At 44.7% G+C, this 17,538-nt stretch carries 21 protein-coding genes; 2 read left to right on the top strand and 19 right to left on the bottom strand.

What is annotated here, in order from left to right; translation table 11 throughout:
• Nucleotides 1-86: 86 nt before the first annotated feature.
• From PO771_RS00180 to ychF, 10 genes are all read right to left on the bottom strand, one after another.
• Entirely contained in the window at nucleotides 87-725 is a 639-nt protein-coding gene (locus PO771_RS00180) for a M23 family metallopeptidase (protein ID WP_272561298.1), read from the bottom strand.
• A 128-nt stretch (nucleotides 726-853) separates the two neighbouring features.
• Nucleotides 854-2,143, bottom strand: a complete 1,290-nt coding sequence (locus PO771_RS00175) for an adenylosuccinate synthase (RefSeq protein ID WP_272561296.1) — start codon at nucleotides 2,141-2,143, stop codon at nucleotides 854-856.
• A 172-nt stretch (nucleotides 2,144-2,315) separates the two neighbouring features.
• Nucleotides 2,316-3,659, bottom strand: a complete 1,344-nt coding sequence (dnaB, locus tag PO771_RS00170; RefSeq protein ID WP_272561295.1) for a replicative DNA helicase — start codon at nucleotides 3,657-3,659, stop codon at nucleotides 2,316-2,318.
• A 15-nt stretch (nucleotides 3,660-3,674) separates the two neighbouring features.
• Nucleotides 3,675-4,118 carry a 50S ribosomal protein L9 gene (rplI, locus tag PO771_RS00165; protein ID WP_272561294.1) on the bottom strand — a complete coding sequence of 148 codons (444 nt, stop codon included), beginning with the start codon at nucleotides 4,116-4,118 and terminating at the stop codon, nucleotides 3,675-3,677.
• Nucleotides 4,115-6,076: a DHH family phosphoesterase gene (locus tag PO771_RS00160; RefSeq protein ID WP_272561292.1), complete on the bottom strand. Its 1,962-nt coding sequence runs from the start codon at nucleotides 6,074-6,076 to the stop codon at nucleotides 4,115-4,117. The genes rplI and PO771_RS00160 overlap by 4 nt, the downstream gene beginning before the upstream one ends.
• A gap of 14 nt (nucleotides 6,077-6,090) precedes the next feature.
• A complete protein-coding gene (locus PO771_RS00155) occupies nucleotides 6,091-7,086 on the bottom strand; it encodes a YybS family protein (RefSeq protein ID WP_272561291.1) in 996 nt (331 codons plus the stop codon).
• Nucleotides 7,087-7,179: 93 nt separating this feature from the next.
• Nucleotides 7,180-7,410, bottom strand: coding sequence for a 30S ribosomal protein S18 (gene rpsR, locus PO771_RS00150; RefSeq protein ID WP_272561290.1), 231 nt, complete (start codon nucleotides 7,408-7,410; stop codon nucleotides 7,180-7,182).
• A gap of 39 nt (nucleotides 7,411-7,449) precedes the next feature.
• Nucleotides 7,450-7,935, bottom strand: coding sequence for a single-stranded DNA-binding protein (locus tag PO771_RS00145; RefSeq protein ID WP_272561289.1), 486 nt, complete (start codon nucleotides 7,933-7,935; stop codon nucleotides 7,450-7,452).
• A gap of 29 nt (nucleotides 7,936-7,964) precedes the next feature.
• Nucleotides 7,965-8,255: a 30S ribosomal protein S6 gene (gene rpsF, locus PO771_RS00140; RefSeq protein WP_272561288.1), complete on the bottom strand. Its 291-nt coding sequence runs from the start codon at nucleotides 8,253-8,255 to the stop codon at nucleotides 7,965-7,967.
• A 189-nt stretch (nucleotides 8,256-8,444) separates the two neighbouring features.
• Complete coding sequence (gene ychF, locus PO771_RS00135) at nucleotides 8,445-9,551, bottom strand: redox-regulated ATPase YchF (protein WP_272561287.1); 1,107 nt, start codon at nucleotides 9,549-9,551, stop codon at nucleotides 8,445-8,447.
• A 105-nt stretch (nucleotides 9,552-9,656) separates the two neighbouring features.
• Here ychF and PO771_RS00130 point away from each other — a divergent pair, with 105 nt between their 5' ends.
• Nucleotides 9,657-9,800, top strand: a complete 144-nt coding sequence (locus PO771_RS00130) for a hypothetical protein (protein WP_272561286.1) — start codon at nucleotides 9,657-9,659, stop codon at nucleotides 9,798-9,800.
• Nucleotides 9,801-9,849: 49 nt separating this feature from the next.
• Here PO771_RS00130 and PO771_RS00125 read toward each other — a convergent pair whose 3' ends face one another.
• From PO771_RS00125 to PO771_RS00115, 3 genes are read right to left on the bottom strand one after another with little or no spacing between them, the layout of a single operon-like run.
• The gene (locus PO771_RS00125) at nucleotides 9,850-10,053 is read right to left on the bottom strand and encodes a DUF951 domain-containing protein (protein ID WP_272561285.1); all 204 of its coding nucleotides are present in this window, start codon (nucleotides 10,051-10,053) and stop codon (nucleotides 9,850-9,852) included.
• Between the two features lie 15 nt (nucleotides 10,054-10,068).
• Nucleotides 10,069-10,992 carry a mechanosensitive ion channel family protein gene (locus PO771_RS00120; RefSeq protein WP_272561284.1) on the bottom strand — a complete coding sequence of 308 codons (924 nt, stop codon included), beginning with the start codon at nucleotides 10,990-10,992 and terminating at the stop codon, nucleotides 10,069-10,071.
• 20 nt (nucleotides 10,993-11,012) lie between these two features.
• The gene (locus PO771_RS00115; RefSeq protein ID WP_272561283.1) at nucleotides 11,013-11,273 is read right to left on the bottom strand and encodes a putative Se/S carrier protein; all 261 of its coding nucleotides are present in this window, start codon (nucleotides 11,271-11,273) and stop codon (nucleotides 11,013-11,015) included.
• A 216-nt stretch (nucleotides 11,274-11,489) separates the two neighbouring features.
• Here PO771_RS00115 and yyaC point away from each other — a divergent pair, with 216 nt between their 5' ends.
• Nucleotides 11,490-12,128: a spore protease YyaC gene (gene yyaC / locus PO771_RS00110; protein WP_272561282.1), complete on the top strand. Its 639-nt coding sequence runs from the start codon at nucleotides 11,490-11,492 to the stop codon at nucleotides 12,126-12,128.
• Nucleotides 12,129-12,197: 69 nt separating this feature from the next.
• On the opposite strand, the gene PO771_RS00105 is transcribed toward yyaC, so the two are convergent.
• The 6 genes from PO771_RS00105 to rsmG form a co-directional block, all read right to left on the bottom strand.
• A complete protein-coding gene (locus PO771_RS00105; RefSeq protein ID WP_272561281.1) occupies nucleotides 12,198-12,932 on the bottom strand; it encodes a DUF554 domain-containing protein in 735 nt (244 codons plus the stop codon).
• 18 nt (nucleotides 12,933-12,950) lie between these two features.
• The gene (locus PO771_RS00100) at nucleotides 12,951-14,108 is read right to left on the bottom strand and encodes an aminotransferase class V-fold PLP-dependent enzyme (RefSeq protein ID WP_272561280.1); all 1,158 of its coding nucleotides are present in this window, start codon (nucleotides 14,106-14,108) and stop codon (nucleotides 12,951-12,953) included.
• A gap of 80 nt (nucleotides 14,109-14,188) precedes the next feature.
• Nucleotides 14,189-15,046, bottom strand: a complete 858-nt coding sequence (locus PO771_RS00095; protein WP_272561279.1) for a ParB/RepB/Spo0J family partition protein — start codon at nucleotides 15,044-15,046, stop codon at nucleotides 14,189-14,191.
• Nucleotides 15,039-15,800, bottom strand: coding sequence for a ParA family protein (locus PO771_RS00090; RefSeq protein WP_272561278.1), 762 nt, complete (start codon nucleotides 15,798-15,800; stop codon nucleotides 15,039-15,041). Before PO771_RS00090 ends, PO771_RS00095 begins: the two co-directional genes overlap by 8 nt.
• A 32-nt stretch (nucleotides 15,801-15,832) precedes the next feature.
• Nucleotides 15,833-16,660 (bottom strand): nucleoid occlusion protein, encoded by an 828-nt coding sequence (gene noc, locus PO771_RS00085; protein ID WP_272561277.1) that lies wholly within the window; start codon nucleotides 16,658-16,660, stop codon nucleotides 15,833-15,835.
• A gap of 151 nt (nucleotides 16,661-16,811) precedes the next feature.
• The gene (rsmG, locus tag PO771_RS00080) at nucleotides 16,812-17,528 is read right to left on the bottom strand and encodes a 16S rRNA (guanine(527)-N(7))-methyltransferase RsmG (protein ID WP_272561276.1); all 717 of its coding nucleotides are present in this window, start codon (nucleotides 17,526-17,528) and stop codon (nucleotides 16,812-16,814) included.
• Between the last annotated feature and the right edge of the window lie 10 nt (nucleotides 17,529-17,538).

Here is a 17,538-nt window from a genome sequence, read left to right as displayed (position 1 = left end):
AACAGATGAATTCCTGCTCTATTCGTACATGCAAGAATAGGAAAAAGCCGATGCTCCTCTTCCATCGGCTTTTTGTCCTGCTTATCCTACTGCAAAAATGGACGGGGATCAATAGGTTCCCCATGCTTTCTGATTTCAAAATGAAGGTGGGGTCCCGTCGAGCGTCCTGTATTGCCAGAATAAGCGACCAGTTCCTTCTTTTCTACGATATCCCCCTCTGAAGCAACTAGCGTATCTAGATGTCCGTATACGGTCTCGTATCCATTACCATGGTCGATAATCATACAATTGCCGTATCCTGTTTTCACACCTGCAAATGTAATACGTCCATTATCAGCTGCTGTAACGGGTGTTCCAATTGGGCTTGCAATGTCAATTCCTTGATGCATTCGTCCCCAGCGCATACCAAACGGCGAGCTAAGCGGCCCCGGGGCCGGCATAAGGAAGTGCCCGTCACCATGCGAAGGCTTTTCTCGTACACTCCATGCCACTTTCTCTTCTGGCTTGGCGATCTGGTCTGTATAGACAGCTTGTTTATCCGGTTTTGGTGCATCCGTTATATAAGGCCAAGCCATTATAAGCATCTGTCCGCATGCAACTGTCAACAGAGCACTTGTAGCGGCACCTGTTGCGAGTCGGTATACGAAATAGCCAGGTTCATTTTGTAACGCGTCATCCGCAAACTCTTTCTTCTTCCATGACGCGATTCGTTCAAGTAACATCATAACCTCCTATATGATCGTTGCTACTTGTCTATTGTTAGTCATGGAAAAAAAAATATACATTAGAAATGATTTACACCCATAAAAATAAAAACATCCTGCCCGATTACAGGCAGGATGTCATCTAAATTCTACAGCGCATATACACTGCGAACAATATTTGTTTGATCGCGGTCTGGACCTACGGAGAACATAGACAGTGAAATACCTGTCAGTTGTGTCACACGCTCAATGTAGTGGCGTGCATTTTCCGGCAGTTCATCAAGCGAACGGCATTTTGTAATATCCTCTGTCCAGCCTGGCAGTTCTTCATATACCGGCTCACATTCAGCCAGAACGTTCAAGTTAGCTGGATAGTGCTCAATAACTTCACCTTTATAACGGTAAGCCGCACAAATCTTAACTGTCTCAAGTCCTGTCAAAACGTCTACAGAGTTTAAAGACAGTGCTGTGATTCCACTTACGCGACGTGCATGACGTACAACGACACTGTCAAACCAACCTACACGGCGTGGACGACCTGTTGTTGTACCGTATTCGCGACCTACTTCACGGATATGGTGACCGATCTCGTCATGAAGCTCTGTTGGGAATGGGCCATCGCCTACACGGCTTGTGTATGCTTTCGCTACCCCAACAACATGATGGATTTTCGTCGGTCCAACACCTGAACCGATGCAGACACCGCCTGCTACCGGATTTGATGAAGTAACGAATGGGAATGTACCTTGGTCGATATCAAGCATAACGCCCTGTGCACCTTCGAACAGAACACGTTTGCCTGCGTCGATAGAATCGTTCAGCACAACGGATGTGTCTGTTACATACTTGCGAATTTGATCTGCATAACCGAGGTACTCTTCGAAGATTTCATCGAAGTTGCAGCCTTCTACTTCGTATACTTTTTCGAACAGACGGTTTTTCTCTTCAAGATTGCGGCGCAGTTTTTTCTCGAACTCGGCTTTATCCATCAGATCAGCCATGCGAATACCGATACGAGCAGCCTTGTCCATGTAAGCTGGTCCAATACCTTTTAGTGTTGTACCAATCTTGTTGTCACCTTTGTTCGCTTCTTCTGCACCATCAATTTTGATGTGGTATGGCATGATAACATGAGCGCGGTCGCTAATGCGCAGATTGTCTGTGCTCACACCATGACTATGTAAGTATTCTAACTCTTTAATTAACGATTTCGGATTTACAACCATTCCGTTTCCGATCACGCAAATTTTATCACTGTAAAAAATCCCCGAAGGAATCAAATGTAATTTATATTTAGTCCCACCAAAAACAATAGTATGACCCGCATTGTCTCCGCCCTGATAACGTGCCACTACTTCTGCTTTTTCCGCGAGAAAGTCGGTTACTTTACCTTTCCCTTCATCTCCCCATTGGGAACCTACAACTACTACAGTTGACATTGGTTGGGCACCTCCTACTTTTTTAACATACTAAGTTTAGCAATCTGGTCTCCCTGTGTCAATAAAAACCGAACAATCAAGATACTTCAACAATATTTGTTCGATTAATTTATATGCATCACGAAAAAACTCCCTATCCTGTAGGATAAGGAGTTTTCATGAAATGTATGCATTACCCTTCATCATGGTGGCTCAGACTGACGAATTTATTGTATTCCTTAAGGAATGCCAGCTCTACTGTCCCTGTCGGACCGCTTCGCTGCTTGCCAATGATAACCTCAATAATATTCTTCTTCTCAGTCTCTTTATCGTAGTAGTCATCACGGTATAAAAACGCCACCATGTCGGCATCCTGTTCAATACTCCCACTCTCCCGAATATCAGAGAGCATCGGACGCTTATCCTGGCGCTGCTCCACCGCACGGCTTAGCTGTGACAGGGCAATAACCGGGCACTCCAGCTCACGGGCAATGAGCTTCAGTGTACGCGAGATCTCAGAGATCTCCTGCTGGCGGTTATCTCCGCCGCCTTTCCGTCCTGTAATCAACTGCAAGTAATCAATCAAAATCAATCCCAGCCCGGCTTCTGCTTTCAAGCGACGGCACTTCGACCGAATATCTGTAATCGTAATCCCTGGTGTATCATCAATGTAGATCGGTGCACTGGCCAGCGTACCAATCGCCATCGTTAACTTATGCCAATCATCATCCGCAAAATAACCGGTACGCATTCGCTGCGCATCAATATTCCCTTCCGCACAGATCATCCGCTGCACCAGCTGAGTCGCTGACATCTCCAGACTAAAGATTGCCACCGGCGCTCCGGCACGTGCGGCCACATTCTGTGCCACGTTCAAGGCAAACGCCGTCTTTCCAACTGCCGGACGAGCAGCTAGAATAATCAGCTCAGACGGCTTCAAACCGGCTGTCATCTTATCAAGGTCTGGATACCCTGTCGGCAGACCCGTGATTTCACCTTTGCTCTCAGACAGCGTCTCAATGTACTCATACGTATCCATGAGCACATCTTTAATATGCATAAAGCTTGATGTACGCTGACGCTGCGAGATCTGCATAATGTGCCGTTCTGCATCACCCAAGAGAGCCGGAATATCTTCTCCGCCTGTATACCCGTCCGTCACAATTTTAGTAGCTGCACGAATCAGTCGACGAAGGGTGGATTTCTCCTCCACAATTTTGGCATAGTACTCGATGTTCGACGCAGTCGGAACAGACGTTGCCAGATCGGTCAGATATGAAACACTGCCCACCTCATCAAGCTGTTTGCGGTTCTCAAGTTCTGCCGTTACCGTTACAAGATCAACCGGTTCATTCCGCTCTCCGAGATCGGTCATTACCTGAAAAATACGCTGGTGTGATGTCCGATAGAAATCTTCTGCCACCAAAATATCCGTCGCGGCAATTAACGCTTCTCTCTCCAAAAAAATAGCCCCCAAAACGGCTTGTTCAGCCTCGATGTTTTGGGGCGGAATACGATCGAGGAAAATATCACTCATTAGGATCCCTCAATTCTATTCTTCAACGACATGTACTTTCATCGTTGTTGTTACCTCTTGGTGTACTTTGATCGGCACATTTGTATAGCCAAGCGTACGAATCGGGTCATCAAGCAAAATTTTACGCTTGTCGACTTTGAAGCCTGCCTTTTTTAGCTCTTCGGCAATTTGCTTCGTGCTCACGCCTCCAAACAAGCGGCCACCTTCGCCTGATTTTGCCTTAATCGTAATCTCTGTTTCTTCCATAATCTTAGCAAGCTTCTTCGCTTCTTCAAGCTCTTCCTGCTTACGCTTTGCCTCACTCTTTTGGTGAGCCTGTTGCATCTTCATGTTGCCCTCAGTCGCCACTTGAGCAAGACCCTTTTTTAGCAAGAAATTGCGAGCATATCCCTCAGAGACCTCTTTAATTTCCCCTTTTTTCCCCTGTCCTTTTACATCTTGCAAGAAAATTACTTTCATTTCGGTTTCCCTCCCTGGTAATTTTTTAATACTTGTTTAAGCTGTTCAACTGCTTCAGCTACCGTGACTTCCTTAAGCTGAGTAGCCGCATTATTGAGATGTCCACCGCCACCCATCTCCTCCATCACAACTTGAACATTGAAGTCACCGAGTGAGCGGGCACTAATCCCAATCATATCATCTGGCCTGCGGCAAATCACAAAAGAAGCATCTATTCCCGCCATTGTAAGCAACGTATCCGCAGCCTGCGCGATAAGTAGCTGCCCGTACTTCTCATCATTTTTCCCCTGGGCGATGGCAATATTTTTTCCGATAATCTCCGTTTGCTGAACAATTTCAGCACGGCGAATATACTGTGTCAGATCTTCCTTCAGCAAAATCTGCACGAGAGCTGTATCGGCTCCTTTACGACGTAAGAACGATGCCGCTTCAAACGTACGTGAGCCGGTTCGGAAAGCAAAACTTTTCGTATCCACAACAATCCCCGCCAGAAGTGCTGTCGCTTCTAGCACATCAAGGGAAAGACTCTCACCTTGATACTGCAATAGTTCGGTTACAAGTTCGCTTGTAGACGATGCATATGGCTCCAGATAGATCAGAACAGGATCAGCAATAAATTCTTCTGAGCGACGGTGATGATCAATGAGCACGACTTTGCTCGTCATATTTAACAAACGAGGTTCAATGGTCATCGATGGACGATGTGTGTCTACTACGACAACAAGCGTCCGCTGTGTCACCATCTGGATCGCCTGATCACTTGTAATAAAGTAATCATTCAGGTCTTCATGCTCTTCTACAGCCTGCATTAGCCGCTCAATCGCCGGGTTACTTTCATCAAGCAAAATGTATCCTTGTTTATCCGCTGCATGTACAGCTTTCAATACACCAATTGCAGCACCAATCGCATCCATGTCAGGCATTTTATGACCCATGATCAATACGAGATCACTCTCAAGCATTAAATCCCGGAGTGCATGGGCAATCACACGGGCGCGAACACGGTTGCGCTTCTCAACTGCATTAGATTTGCCACCGTAGAACGTAAGCTTATCTCTTACTTTTACAGCAGCCTGATCCCCACCCCGGCCAAGCGCCACATCAAGGCTTGACTGCGCCATCTCGCCGAGTTCAATCAATCCGTCAACACCTGCGCCAATCCCAATGCTAAGGGTAATCGGAATCTTATTTTTCGTAGTCATCTCCCGAACGACATCGAGAACATCGAAGCGTGTAGCTTCTAATTGTTGCAGCGTTCCGTGATCGAGTACAGCAAAGAACTTATCCGAGGCGAAGCGTCGTAAATAAATATCATATTGCTGTGCCCATTTGGTAATCGCACCGGTTACATTTGTGAGTAGGATGCTCTGACTTTGTTCATCCATCCCCTGCACTACTTCATCCAGATTATCTAGATGGACAATTCCCATTACCAGCTTCTCATCCTCGTAGTGCATCTGCAGCTCTTTATACAGTGTGATATCAGTAAAATAAAACAGACGCTCATCTGAGCGGATCTCCACGTCATAAATACGCTTCTGATAGGTAATTTCTGCTTTCTCTTTTCCTAGCTTCACATCTGCAAGCGGAGGAAAAACCTCAAGCAACGTCTCACCAATTAAGTTCGTTCTACCTGTCATCATCTGTACATACTGATTGTGCCATTCAATCGACTGGTTATCGTTTACAAGCACAATTCCAACTGGCATAGATTGAATCACGTCATCGCCTGCATGTTGAATTCGATGGCCAAGTGAGGTGGCATACGATTCTACCTCATCGAGAAATTGCTTTTTATTCTGCAGTGTGACGTATATGATAAGAACCAGCCCCAGGATACCAAGCAGCCCGAATATCCAGTGAACATAAAACGCAAGCAGCCCCGTTGCCATCAGCCCAAAAATGAGAGCCAGTATCATATGCGATCCAAACCAGCGTTTTGCCAGGAACTTAGGCATATACTCAGCTCCTATTATTGAAGAAATCGACCTCGCAGGTCCAATCCGGCATCCATGATACCTATTAATGTTAGTATAAAGGTAAACGGCGGAAGAAGAAATATACATCCAGCCATAATAAGCCCCGCCCTTTTCCAATTCCTCTGATGCGCCCAATATGCAAATACCGCAAATCCTTGAATGGTTACCGCATAATGAAGAAGTATACTAACGTTCATAACAGCCATTCTTATAAACGAATATTTCACCGGGTCTATAAATGCCGGGATAATGAGCGCAATAAGATAATAATACAAAACTGAACGCGGAAAGCGCAAATGTCGAATTGCAGGCAAAGCAGGAGCATTGGCACCCATACGCTGTAAGACGCGGCGAGACAACACATGATTCAAAAACGCAGTTAATAGCGATGATGCGATTAATGACGCAGGGATAATCATCGATACCATAGGAGGAAGCTCTTGCTTCATCATCTTGATTCTCTCTTGCATCGCCATAATCTGATGCCCCTGCTCACCCTCTCGCTGTGCCTGTGGAAGTTGCTGGAGAGAAGTCGTTAACTTTGCTTCCGCTTCTTGAAACATCGTTTCGATTCCCTGTTTCATCGTTGTAACGGCCTTATCGATTGGATTAGTCTGGAGAAATGAAAGCGAGATTCCAATACTGATAAAGGTCATAATTAATGCAATTACAGTTCCCGTAATAAGCGCTTGACCCGCACTGTTTTTCTTCTTATATATATATCCCATTCCCAGACCGACTAAAGCTGCTGGCAAGGATATCAGCACTCCTGCTACACCAGCCGCTGATACAAATGTCAACAATACTGCTGCTAATACCGTTAATAACCCCTGCTTTAGCGAATGTCGATATCCGTATACTGTCATCGGAATTGGCAGTGCCATAATCACAATGAGCCCGAATGGTGTATAGAACGAAATCAGAAAAAGCACCAAAAAAATAGCGCTCATAAACGCACCTTCCAGAAGCCCTCGTACGTTACCCTGCATATAACACTTCACCTCTCTTTCTTGTTCATTCCTATTACTATACAACAAAAAGAGGCAGAAGAATCATTCCCCTGCCTCTCATGTATTTATATCCTACTCTGTCACGTATGGTAACAGGGCGATTTGACGAGAACGTTTGATTGCTACTGTCAGCATGCGCTGATATTTAGCAGAAGTACCTGTTACACGGCGCGGTAAAATCTTTCCGCGCTCGCTGATGAACTTCTTGAGCAAATCAATGTCTTTATAGTCAATGTGCGTGATTTTGTTTGAAGTAAAGTAACAAACCTTACGGCGTTTGCCGCGTCCACGACGTTGTGCCATGATAGTTCCCTCCTTGATTAATAGTTTGCCGGTAGCTTTCTAGAATGGTAAATCATCATCCGAGATATCAATCGGTTTTTGAGTATCAGCAAAGGGATTATCATTAAATGCATCGCGCGAACGGCTGCCGCCACTAGAAGAAGGAGCCTGACCGAATCCACCACCGTACGACTCATCCTGGAAGCCTGAACCACCTTGGCCCTGACCTTGTCCACCGATAAACTGTACGTTCTCTGCCACAATCTCTGTAACATAGACGCGTCGGCCTTCCTTGTTCTCATAGTTGCGTGTCTGAATCCGGCCTTCGACAGCTGCCTGACGACCTTTCTTCAAATACTGAGCACAAAGCTCAGCCAGCTTGCTCCAGACTACGATGTTGAGAAAATCGGTTTCTCTTTCACCCTGCTGGTTAGTCGTTCTCCGATCTATAGCCAGCGAAAACGTAGCTACAGCTGTTCCGTTCTGCGTGTAGCGCAATTCCGGATCTTTCGTTAAACGACCTAGCAATATCGCTCGATTCAACACGATAACCCCCTTTATAAAATCAATCGAACTTATTTTTCGTCTTCACGAACAACTAAGTAACGAATGACGTCGTCGCTGATCTTCATCAGACGTTCCATCTCGTTAACAGCCTGCGGCTCGGATTGGAAGTTCATGAGCACGTAGAAACCTTCACGATGATCGTTGATTTCATACGCCAGACGTTTTTTACCCATTTCGTTAACTTTTTCAAGCTCAGCACCGTTCTCAGTAAGGACGCCAGAGAAACGTTCAACGTTTGCTTTAGCAGCCTCTTCCTGAAGGTCTGGGCGTAAAATGTACATAACTTCGTATTTGCGCATACCTTTCACCTCCTTTTGGACTAAGCGGCCCCGCGACTGCGGGACAAGGAGCGAGCCCGTATTACACGTGGCAATTCTAAACTCGCATTTCACTATTATAATAAAAAGAGCAGATAATAGCAAGGTGTTAATTATTTGCCCTTCCTGTATTTAATTTACCATTTATTTACATGTTTGTCCAGCGATATTTTACACGTTGAAACGGAAGTGCATAATGTCGCCATCTACTACGACATACTCTTTACCTTCAAGACGGAACTTACCGTTTTCCTTTGCCTGGTTCATGGAGCCAGCATCGATTAAGTCGTTATAGGCCACCACTTCTGCCCGAATAAAGCCACGTTCAAAGTCATTATGAATAACAGCTGCTGCCTGTGGTGCTTTTGTGCCACGGCGAATCGTCCAAGCTCGCACTTCCTGCACACCAGCTGTAAAGTACGTAATCAAACCAAGAAGCGTATATGCTTCCCGAATGAGGCGATCTAGGCCAGATTCCTGAAGACCCAGCTCTTCTAAGAACATCGCTTTATCTTCATCGTCCATTTCAGCAATCTCAGACTCCACTTTTGCCGAAATCACGACAACCGCAGAACCTTCTGCAGCCGCATACTCGCGTACTTTTTCCACATACGGGTTTTCCCCTGCTTCCGCCTCATGAATCCCATCTTCACTTACATTCGCTACATATAGAACTGGTTTCATCGTCAGCATGTGGAAGTGATGAATCATTTTGTGCTCATCATCCGTTAGATCAAGACTGCGAGCTGGTTTCTCGTTCTCCAGTGCATCTTTTACCTTTACCAGTAGATCATATTCGACTTTTGCTTCTTTATCGCCTGACTTTACTTTACGTCCAAGACGATCAATACGGCGGTCTACTGATTCAAGATCAGCTAGAATCAGCTCAAGATTGATAGTCGTAATATCATTGATCGGATCGATTTTTCCTTCTACGTGCGTAATGTTCTCATCTTCAAAGCAGCGAACAACGTGAGCAATGGCATCGACTTCACGAATATGAGACAAGAACTGGTTGCCAAGGCCTTCCCCTTTACTTGCGCCACGCACAAGCCCTGCAATATCCACGAACTGGAACGCTGTTGGTACCGTTTTCTTCGGGATAACAATTTCTGTAAGTTTGTTCAGGCGCGGATCAGGAACTTCTACGATGCCTACGTTTGGTTCAATCGTACAGAACGGATAGTTAGCAGATTCTGCCCCCGCCTGTGTAATCGCATTAAATAACGTCGATTTCCCTACATTTGGAAGTCCGACGATTCCACAAGAATTTGCCATGTATATAAACACTCCTCAGATTAGTTTCCAAAAACACTTTTACCATTATAGCATGAGTTATTCTGTGAAAAAAAGAAGCATACTAGGAGCAGGGAGGTGACGAACATGGCAACCGAATCCGTAAATACGTTCCCACCAGCAGAACTGTCAGGCAAAGAAGTGGAACAGCTGCAATCTTTTGAGCGCCAGCTATCTCAGGAAACGAACAAAGACATTATCTTACTGGCATACGAAAAAGCGAATGCATAAGGATGGCATGAAAAAAGCGAAGGACGCCCTTCGCTTTTTTCATGCCGCTCTATTCTTCAGGTTTTGCTGTCTCTACAATCTTTTTTAACCGCTTCTCGAATTTTACACGTGGGATCATCACACTATGCTCACATCCAAGACACTTAACACGTATATCCATTCCCATCCGAATAATCTTCCAGCGATTTGTTCCACATGGATGAGGCTTCTTCATTTCTACAACGTCACCTAATCCGAACACCTTACGTTCCACACTACCCCTCCTTTATTACACTGACGTTTGCTTTTGTCGCGAACTTTCTTCTGTCTGCTCGATGTTTGTCCCTTTTTCCCCATTCATCATAACCATGTGCGGATACGGAATTTCAATGCCATTCGCATCGAACATCTCCTTAATATCGGCTCGAAGTGCTCGCATTACAGGAGCATGCTGTGCGGCTTCACATTCTGCAATGATACGAATGACCACTTCTGATGGACCGAATCGCTCCACGCCAAGCACAGATGGGATTTCTACAATTGCTTCAATCGTTTCTTTCCATCTTGGTGCTGCTTCTTTCAGCAATTCCACCACATGAGTAATGTCCTGTTCATACCCTACACTAATATCGACTACTGCAATCGAGTTTGCTAAGGACATGTTGGTTACTTCCGTAATTTGGCCGTTTGGAATAATATGAACTTCTCCTGTCCATACTTTAATTCTGGTTACACGTAATCCGATTTCCTGTACTGTTCCAGTTACCTTTCCAATCGTAACCACATCTCCAACGGCAAATTGATCTTCAAAAATAATAAAAAAACCGGTAATTACATCGCGCACAAGGTTCTGTGCTCCAAAACCGATGGCCAATCCAAGCACCCCAGCACTTGCCAATAGCGGCTGCGGATTATATCCAAGGAACGTAAAGACATTCAAAAACGCAATAAAATAAATCGTGTATTTAATGATGTTATTAATGAGCGTTCGCATCGTTTCACTACGTCGTGTGTCCAGACGCAACCGCTCAAATCTTCCTCCGCTCTCCCGTTGCTGAAAGATACGGTTCACCGCAGCACTCGCGATCTTCACGATCAAATTAGCGGCAATAAACATCACAATAATTTTCAGCGTAATGATCCCTAACGTCTCCCATTTGTTCAAATCGGTAACATATGCCACCAAGCTATCATAATATTTTTCGAAGCTCATTCGAATCACCCCTCTCCATTTTATCTTTCATACGGTTTATACAACCTATATGTACCGTTATCCTTATAGTAATACCCTTTAATCTCTACTTGCTCCTGGCGAATAATCTGATCCGCCTTTTCAAACTCCGATGCTGGAATATCAATGGATAAAGCGCAGCCTGCTGTCACTTCTTTCGGGGTTGGCCGCGTATCAATCTCAATATCGGCGTACTCTAGCAGCATCTCTGCACGCAATGCCTGCTGCGTGGAATCAAATGCAATCAAAATCAAAAGTTCCATTTCCTGCTCTTCGCCTATCCTTTCTGCCTCATCCGCTTCTGTTAACGACTATACCAAAAATCAGTACAGTTCGCACATCCAGAAATGCTCATACAGATCTCACAATATTTCCATATTTTGTCCCCTTTTTCTACTTTACGAATACATTACAGCAAAAGGTATATTTGTAATAGATTACGCATATACTATTACTATTATTTTTAGCGGGAGGTACACATGATTAACGACAACAATATGGTACACATGTACCCGCTCACACCGTATCGAGTTGATTATACAGCGGATCAAGCAGGCGCTTTGCTCACAGAACATATCGGGCAGCGACTTCACTCATATCGCAACTATTCAGATATCGTCGTTTTCTGTATTGGAACGGACCGATCTACTGGAGATGCACTAGGGCCGATTGTCGGCTCTCATCTTGAAAAAATGTATCTGAACAACATTACGGTATACGGCACACTAGAGTCGCCTGTTCACGCCGTTAACTTGCAGGAAACGATTGAACAGGTGCAGAGAAAACATAAAAACCCACTCATTATCGCCGTAGATGCCTGTTTGGGTCAACTAAATAGTGTAGGAAAAATCACAGTTGCCCACGGCCCTATTAAGCCCGGTGCAGGTGTGAAAAAGCAACTTCCCGAAGTAGGAACGTTCCATATTACCGGCATTGTTAACATTGGCGGCTTCATGGAATACTTCGTGCTTCAAAATACTCGCCTCAGTATCGTAATGAAAATGAGCGAAGTAATTGCAACCTCTATTGCTCAAGCTATTACTTCCGCCAAAGAATCCCCAACACGCTTTATGTCACACTTATCTTCTAGTCCTTTTTATCAAAGTGCATCCGAATAACAAAAAGAGCATATGATTCATCTCGCATGTCTTTCGATATCATGCAGAGAAACGTATGCTCCTTCCTTATTAAAATATCGACATAAACCACCCTTGAACAGCAGACCAGTTTTTCATAACGGGTACACCCACTGTCACAACGAGAAGAGCCGGCAGCATATTTGCTGTTCTAATTTTAACAACACCAAGCAAGTTCAAAGAAATCGCCATAATCATAATCCCACCAGTTGCTGTCACTTCTTTCACAATCAGCATCAACATTTCCTCGCTTACAAGCTGATTAATAAAATGAGCGCCCAGTGAAAGTGCTGCTTCGTATAGAAAAACGGGAACAGCCGAGAATAATACACCAATTCCAAGCCCAGATGCAAAGATTACCGCCGAGAAACCATCCAGCATTGCTTTTGTAAATAGAATCTGATGATTATTCCGCAGGCCGCTGTCCAGTGAACCAAGAATCGCCATCGCCCCTACACAATATACGAGCGTAGCGGTAACAAAAGCTGTAGCGATACTCCCCTTCCCGTTGCTCCCAACTCTATTTTCTAGAAACTGCCCAAGCTGATGAAGCTTATCCTCCAGCTTCCACCACTCTCCAAGAATAGAACCGACAACTAGACTAAAAATAACGAGCAAAAAATTGTCTGATTTCATGCCCATTTGTACACCTAACACTAAAACCGCAAGTGAAAGCCCCTGCATGACTGTCGCCCTTGTACTCTCTGGAATACCGGAAAGCCTGGAACCAAGCAGCGCGCCGATGATAATCGTCAACGCATTGACGATCGCCCCAAGTAGTACCACTCATATTCGCTCCTTTACCTACATACCAAATGCTTCTTGAATCTCCTTAAGCGCCGCAATGAGCGCCCACACATCCTCTTCCTCATTAAAATATCCGAAACTTATTCGAACCGCTCCTGTTTCAGTTGTACCTACTGTCTCATGTGCAAGTGGTGTACAGTGAAATCCAGAGCGTACGGCAATGTTATACTGCTGATCCAGGATATATGCAAATTCAGATGCCTCAACTCCATCTACTGTAAATGCAATCACAGCCAGGCGCTCGACCTGCTTATCCGGTCCGTATACATGAATGCCTGGTATTTGTGTCAGTTCCTCTAGCGCGAGCTGTGTTAACTTCCACTCTTTTTCACGAATTGCATCAACACCGGTCTGAAGGACAAATTCTACGCCAACTCCCAAACCAGCAATTCCTGGTGTATTCAGCGTACCGCTTTCATATCGATCAGGCCTTGTTTCCGGCTGATCAGCCAACTCTGATTGACCACCGGTTCCCCCATGAAGAAGCGGTACAAGCGAAAGATCAGGGCATACGTACAATCCACCCGTCCCCTGCGGACCATACAAGCCTTTATGCCCCGGAAAAGCCAGCATATCAATATGCATCTCTTCTACATGAATGGGAAGTACACCAGCCGTTTGTGCTGCATCCACCAGATAAGTGATCCCATGTTCGCGTGCTAATTTACCAATCTCGGCGATAGGCGTAATGGTTCCGAGCAAATTGGAGCCATGTGTTACTACAATCAATCCTGTTTCCGGGCGAATTGCTTTTCTGATTTCTTCAACAGAAAACAAATGATTATCATCAGGCTTACTATATGTAATTTCGATACCGTACTCTCGTCTCATAAATTCAAGTGGACGACGAACTGAATTATGCTCCAAGGCCGTCGTAATGACATGCATCCCTGGCTTACAAAAGCCTTTAATCGCCTGATTGAGTGCCTGTGTTGCATTTGCTGTAAAAAAAATATCATTCGGATTACGAATGCCAAAAAGTTGAGCAAGCTTTACTCTCGTTCCATATACAGCCTTGCTTGCTTTCATGGAGAGCCTATGGCCGCCTCTCCCTGGATTTGCGCCATATCCCTCCACACATTCTAACATTGCCTGACTTACTCCCACTGGTTTTGGCCAGGTCGAAGCTGCATTGTCCAGATAAATAGTACGCACCTAATCACTCCTTTTCTCTCTTTCTTACAAGTATCCCCGAATCAGAATGAAAGGCAACCTGTAGACTGCAGGTTGCCTGTTTATACACTACTTTTTTCAATAATTTCGAGAATGCGCTCCAGATCTTCTTCTGAAAAATAGGCAATCTCGATTTTTCCTTTTCGTTTATTACGAGCTGGCTTAATACTGACAGATGTCCCAAATGTCATGCGCAATCGTTCCTCAAGCGCTTTAACAAATCGCTCATTCTCATTTGTTTTTGTTTCACGTGAAACTTTTTTCTTTTCATTCAGTCTTTGAACAATCTCTTCAAGTTCACGTACACTCATCAACTTTGCTTCCACTTCTCGGGCAAGCTCTAGTTTTATCTCATCATTTTCAACCGCAAGAAGAGTTCGGGCATGCCCCATAGATAATGTTCCATGTGAAACACTTTCCTGGATTTCATGGGGAAGATGAAGAAGGCGCAGGAAATTCGCGATATGCGGACGGCTTTTTCCTACACGCTTTGCCAATTCCTCCTGCTTCATCGAAAAAGTCTCCATCAGCTTCTGATACGCTTGTGCAACCTCAATCGCATTCAAATCTTCCCGCTGTAAATTTTCAATCAGAGCAATCTGCATAACCTGTTCGTCTGTAAAATCTTTAACGACAACAGGCACGTAGTCTAATTTAAGTGATTTAGCTGCACGTAATCGACGCTCCCCAGCAACAAGCTCATATCCTTTAATACTTTTGCGAACAACAAGCGGCTGAATAATTCCATGTTCTTGAATGGAATCAGCCAATTCACGAAGTGTATCCTCGGCAAAATGCTTGCGCGGCTGATACGGATTAGGTCGGATTTTTTGAACGTCAGCATGGAGGATTTGGTCCCCTTCTTCTACCTCAACCGCAGGAATGAGTGCATCTAAACCGCGACCTAGTCGTTTACTCAATTCCAATCACCTCTCTGGCCAGGTCACTATATACTTCCGCTCCCTTAGAACGGCGGTCATATGTAATAATCGCCTGCCCGTGGCTTGGCGCTTCACTAAGCCGCACATTGCGTGGGATGATGGTTCCGTACACTTTTTCCTGGAAGTATTTCTTTACTTCATCAATCACCTGAATCCCTAGATTTGTTCTGGCATCCAGCATGGTTAGTAATACACCTTCAATATAAAGATTTCGATTCAATTGCTTTTGAACAAGACGAATCGTATTTAACAGCTGGCTGAGTCCTTCGAGGGCATAATATTCACACTGAATCGGAATCAATACCGAATCAGCTGCTGTTAGCGCATTTATCGTTAAAATACCAAGTGAAGGCGGACAATCAATAATAATATAATCATACTTATCTCGAACAAGATCAAGCGCCTTTTTTAACCGCTTCTCACGTGCATATACGGGGACAAGCTCAATCTCGGCTCCTGCTAGCTGAATCGTTGCTGGAAGTACAAATAAGTGCGGAATTTCTGTAGGCAGAACTGCATCTATCGTATTAATATCGTTAATTAAAACATCATACACACAGTAGCTCACATTTGCTTTTTCGATTCCGATTCCGCTTGTGGCATTTCCTTGCGCATCAATATCAACAAGCAGAACTTTCCTTCCTTCTTGTGCGATGCAGGCGCTGAGATTGACAGAGGTAGTTGTTTTGCCTACGCCGCCTTTTTGATTCGTGACTGCAATAATTTTCCCCATCCGTTACACCTCTGCTTCACTTATCGGGATTTTTACGTATGCTTTTTTTTCGGGATTTTGATCACAAACTGATAAAATTCATCATGATCTTCTTCCTCTGTTTCAATCTGTAGACCACTCTGCACAACCATATCAACCGACTGACGCACCGTGTTAATGGCAAGCCGCATATCCTTTGAGAAGGACCGTCGTTGCGACCCTTTTCTCTCTTGCTGTTTTTCCAGCAATAGTTTTACTCGCTGTTCTGTCTGTTTGACATTCCAGCTCTTATCTATGATTTCCTGAAGAACCTTCAACTGCATCTCTTCATTTTTTAAGGAAAGCAGTGCACGAGCATGGCGTTCTGAAATCTTCCGACCGAGCAGCGCTTCTTGTACCGCATCCGGCAAATGTAGGAGACGAAGTTTATTCGCAACCGTCGACTGACCTTTTCCCAGTCGATTAGCCAGATTCTCTTGCGTCAGGCCATGAATATCAATTAGTTTTTGATAAGCAAGCGCCTCTTCAATCGGAGTTAGTCCTTCTCGCTGCAAGTTTTCAATTAAGGCAATTGATGCTGCTTGCTCGTTGTTGAAATCCTTCACAATCGCTGGAATTTTTTCCATGCCAAGTTTAGTTACCGCCCGCCAACGACGCTCCCCTGCGATGATTTCAAATACACCGTTACGCTCCCGGACAACAATAGGTTGAATGACTCCATGTATTTTTATCGTTTCGCATAATTCATCAATTTTGTCGGTATTAAATACTGTTCGTGGCTGATAAGGATTGGGAACAATCTGTGTAACAGGAATCTGTTTGATTTCTTCATGCTCCGTCCGCTCTGTTAACCCAAACAAACGGGAAAACTGATCCTTCATAAACTCACACCACCCACTCTCCTTCTTTCCGCTTCTGTCCTATTTCGCCATTTACTTTTTTATTTCCTGCCCTCTTCCATGTTTCACGTGAAACATTGCAAAAAATACACAGAAGAAAAGGCAGCCAAAACGACTGCCTTTTCTTACTTACTTACACAATCGGTTTTTTTGCCGGTGTACCCGCTTTGCGTGGGTACGTGCCCGGTGTTTTCTGCTGCTTACGAATGCTAATAACATTACGTTCGGATTGCTCTTCTGGGAGCTGGAACGTCTCTACCTTTTCTGTTTTTCCGCCAAGCACCTTGATCGCTTTTTTACCTTCAGCAAGCTCTTCTTCAACGTTTTGGCCTTTCATAACGAGGAATACACCGCCCTGTTTAACAAACGGCATACACAGTTCAGACAGAACGTTCATACGCGCCACAGCACGGGCTGTAGCCATATCAAATGCTTCCCGATATTTTACGTCCCGTCCTGCATCCTCTGCTCGACTATGAAGGAAGGATACGTTTTGCAGGCCAAGCTCTTTTGTTACCTCCTGTAGAAACACCAGGCGTTTATTCAGTGAATCCAGAATGGTCAGTTTCAGATGCGGAAAGCAAATCTTAAGCGGCACACCTGGAAATCCTGCACCGGATCCGACATCAATTACTGTCTGAATGGCACTGAAATCGTGATAAAAGGCGGGGGTAATGGAGTCATAAAAATGCTTCTCATACACTTGTCCCTGCTCTGTAATCCCCGTCAGATTCATTTTTTCATTCCATTCGACAAGCAGTTCATAATATCGATGAAACTGTGACAACTGTTCCTCTGACAATGAAATCCCGTGATCAGAAGCGAGCTGCCTAAACATCTGTGCATCCATGATTTGTCCC

This window comes from Aneurinibacillus uraniidurans, assembly GCF_028471905.1.
Taxonomy (GTDB): domain Bacteria; phylum Bacillota; class Bacilli; order Aneurinibacillales; family Aneurinibacillaceae; genus Aneurinibacillus; species Aneurinibacillus uraniidurans.
This window is presented reverse-complemented; position numbering and strand designations above follow the sequence as displayed.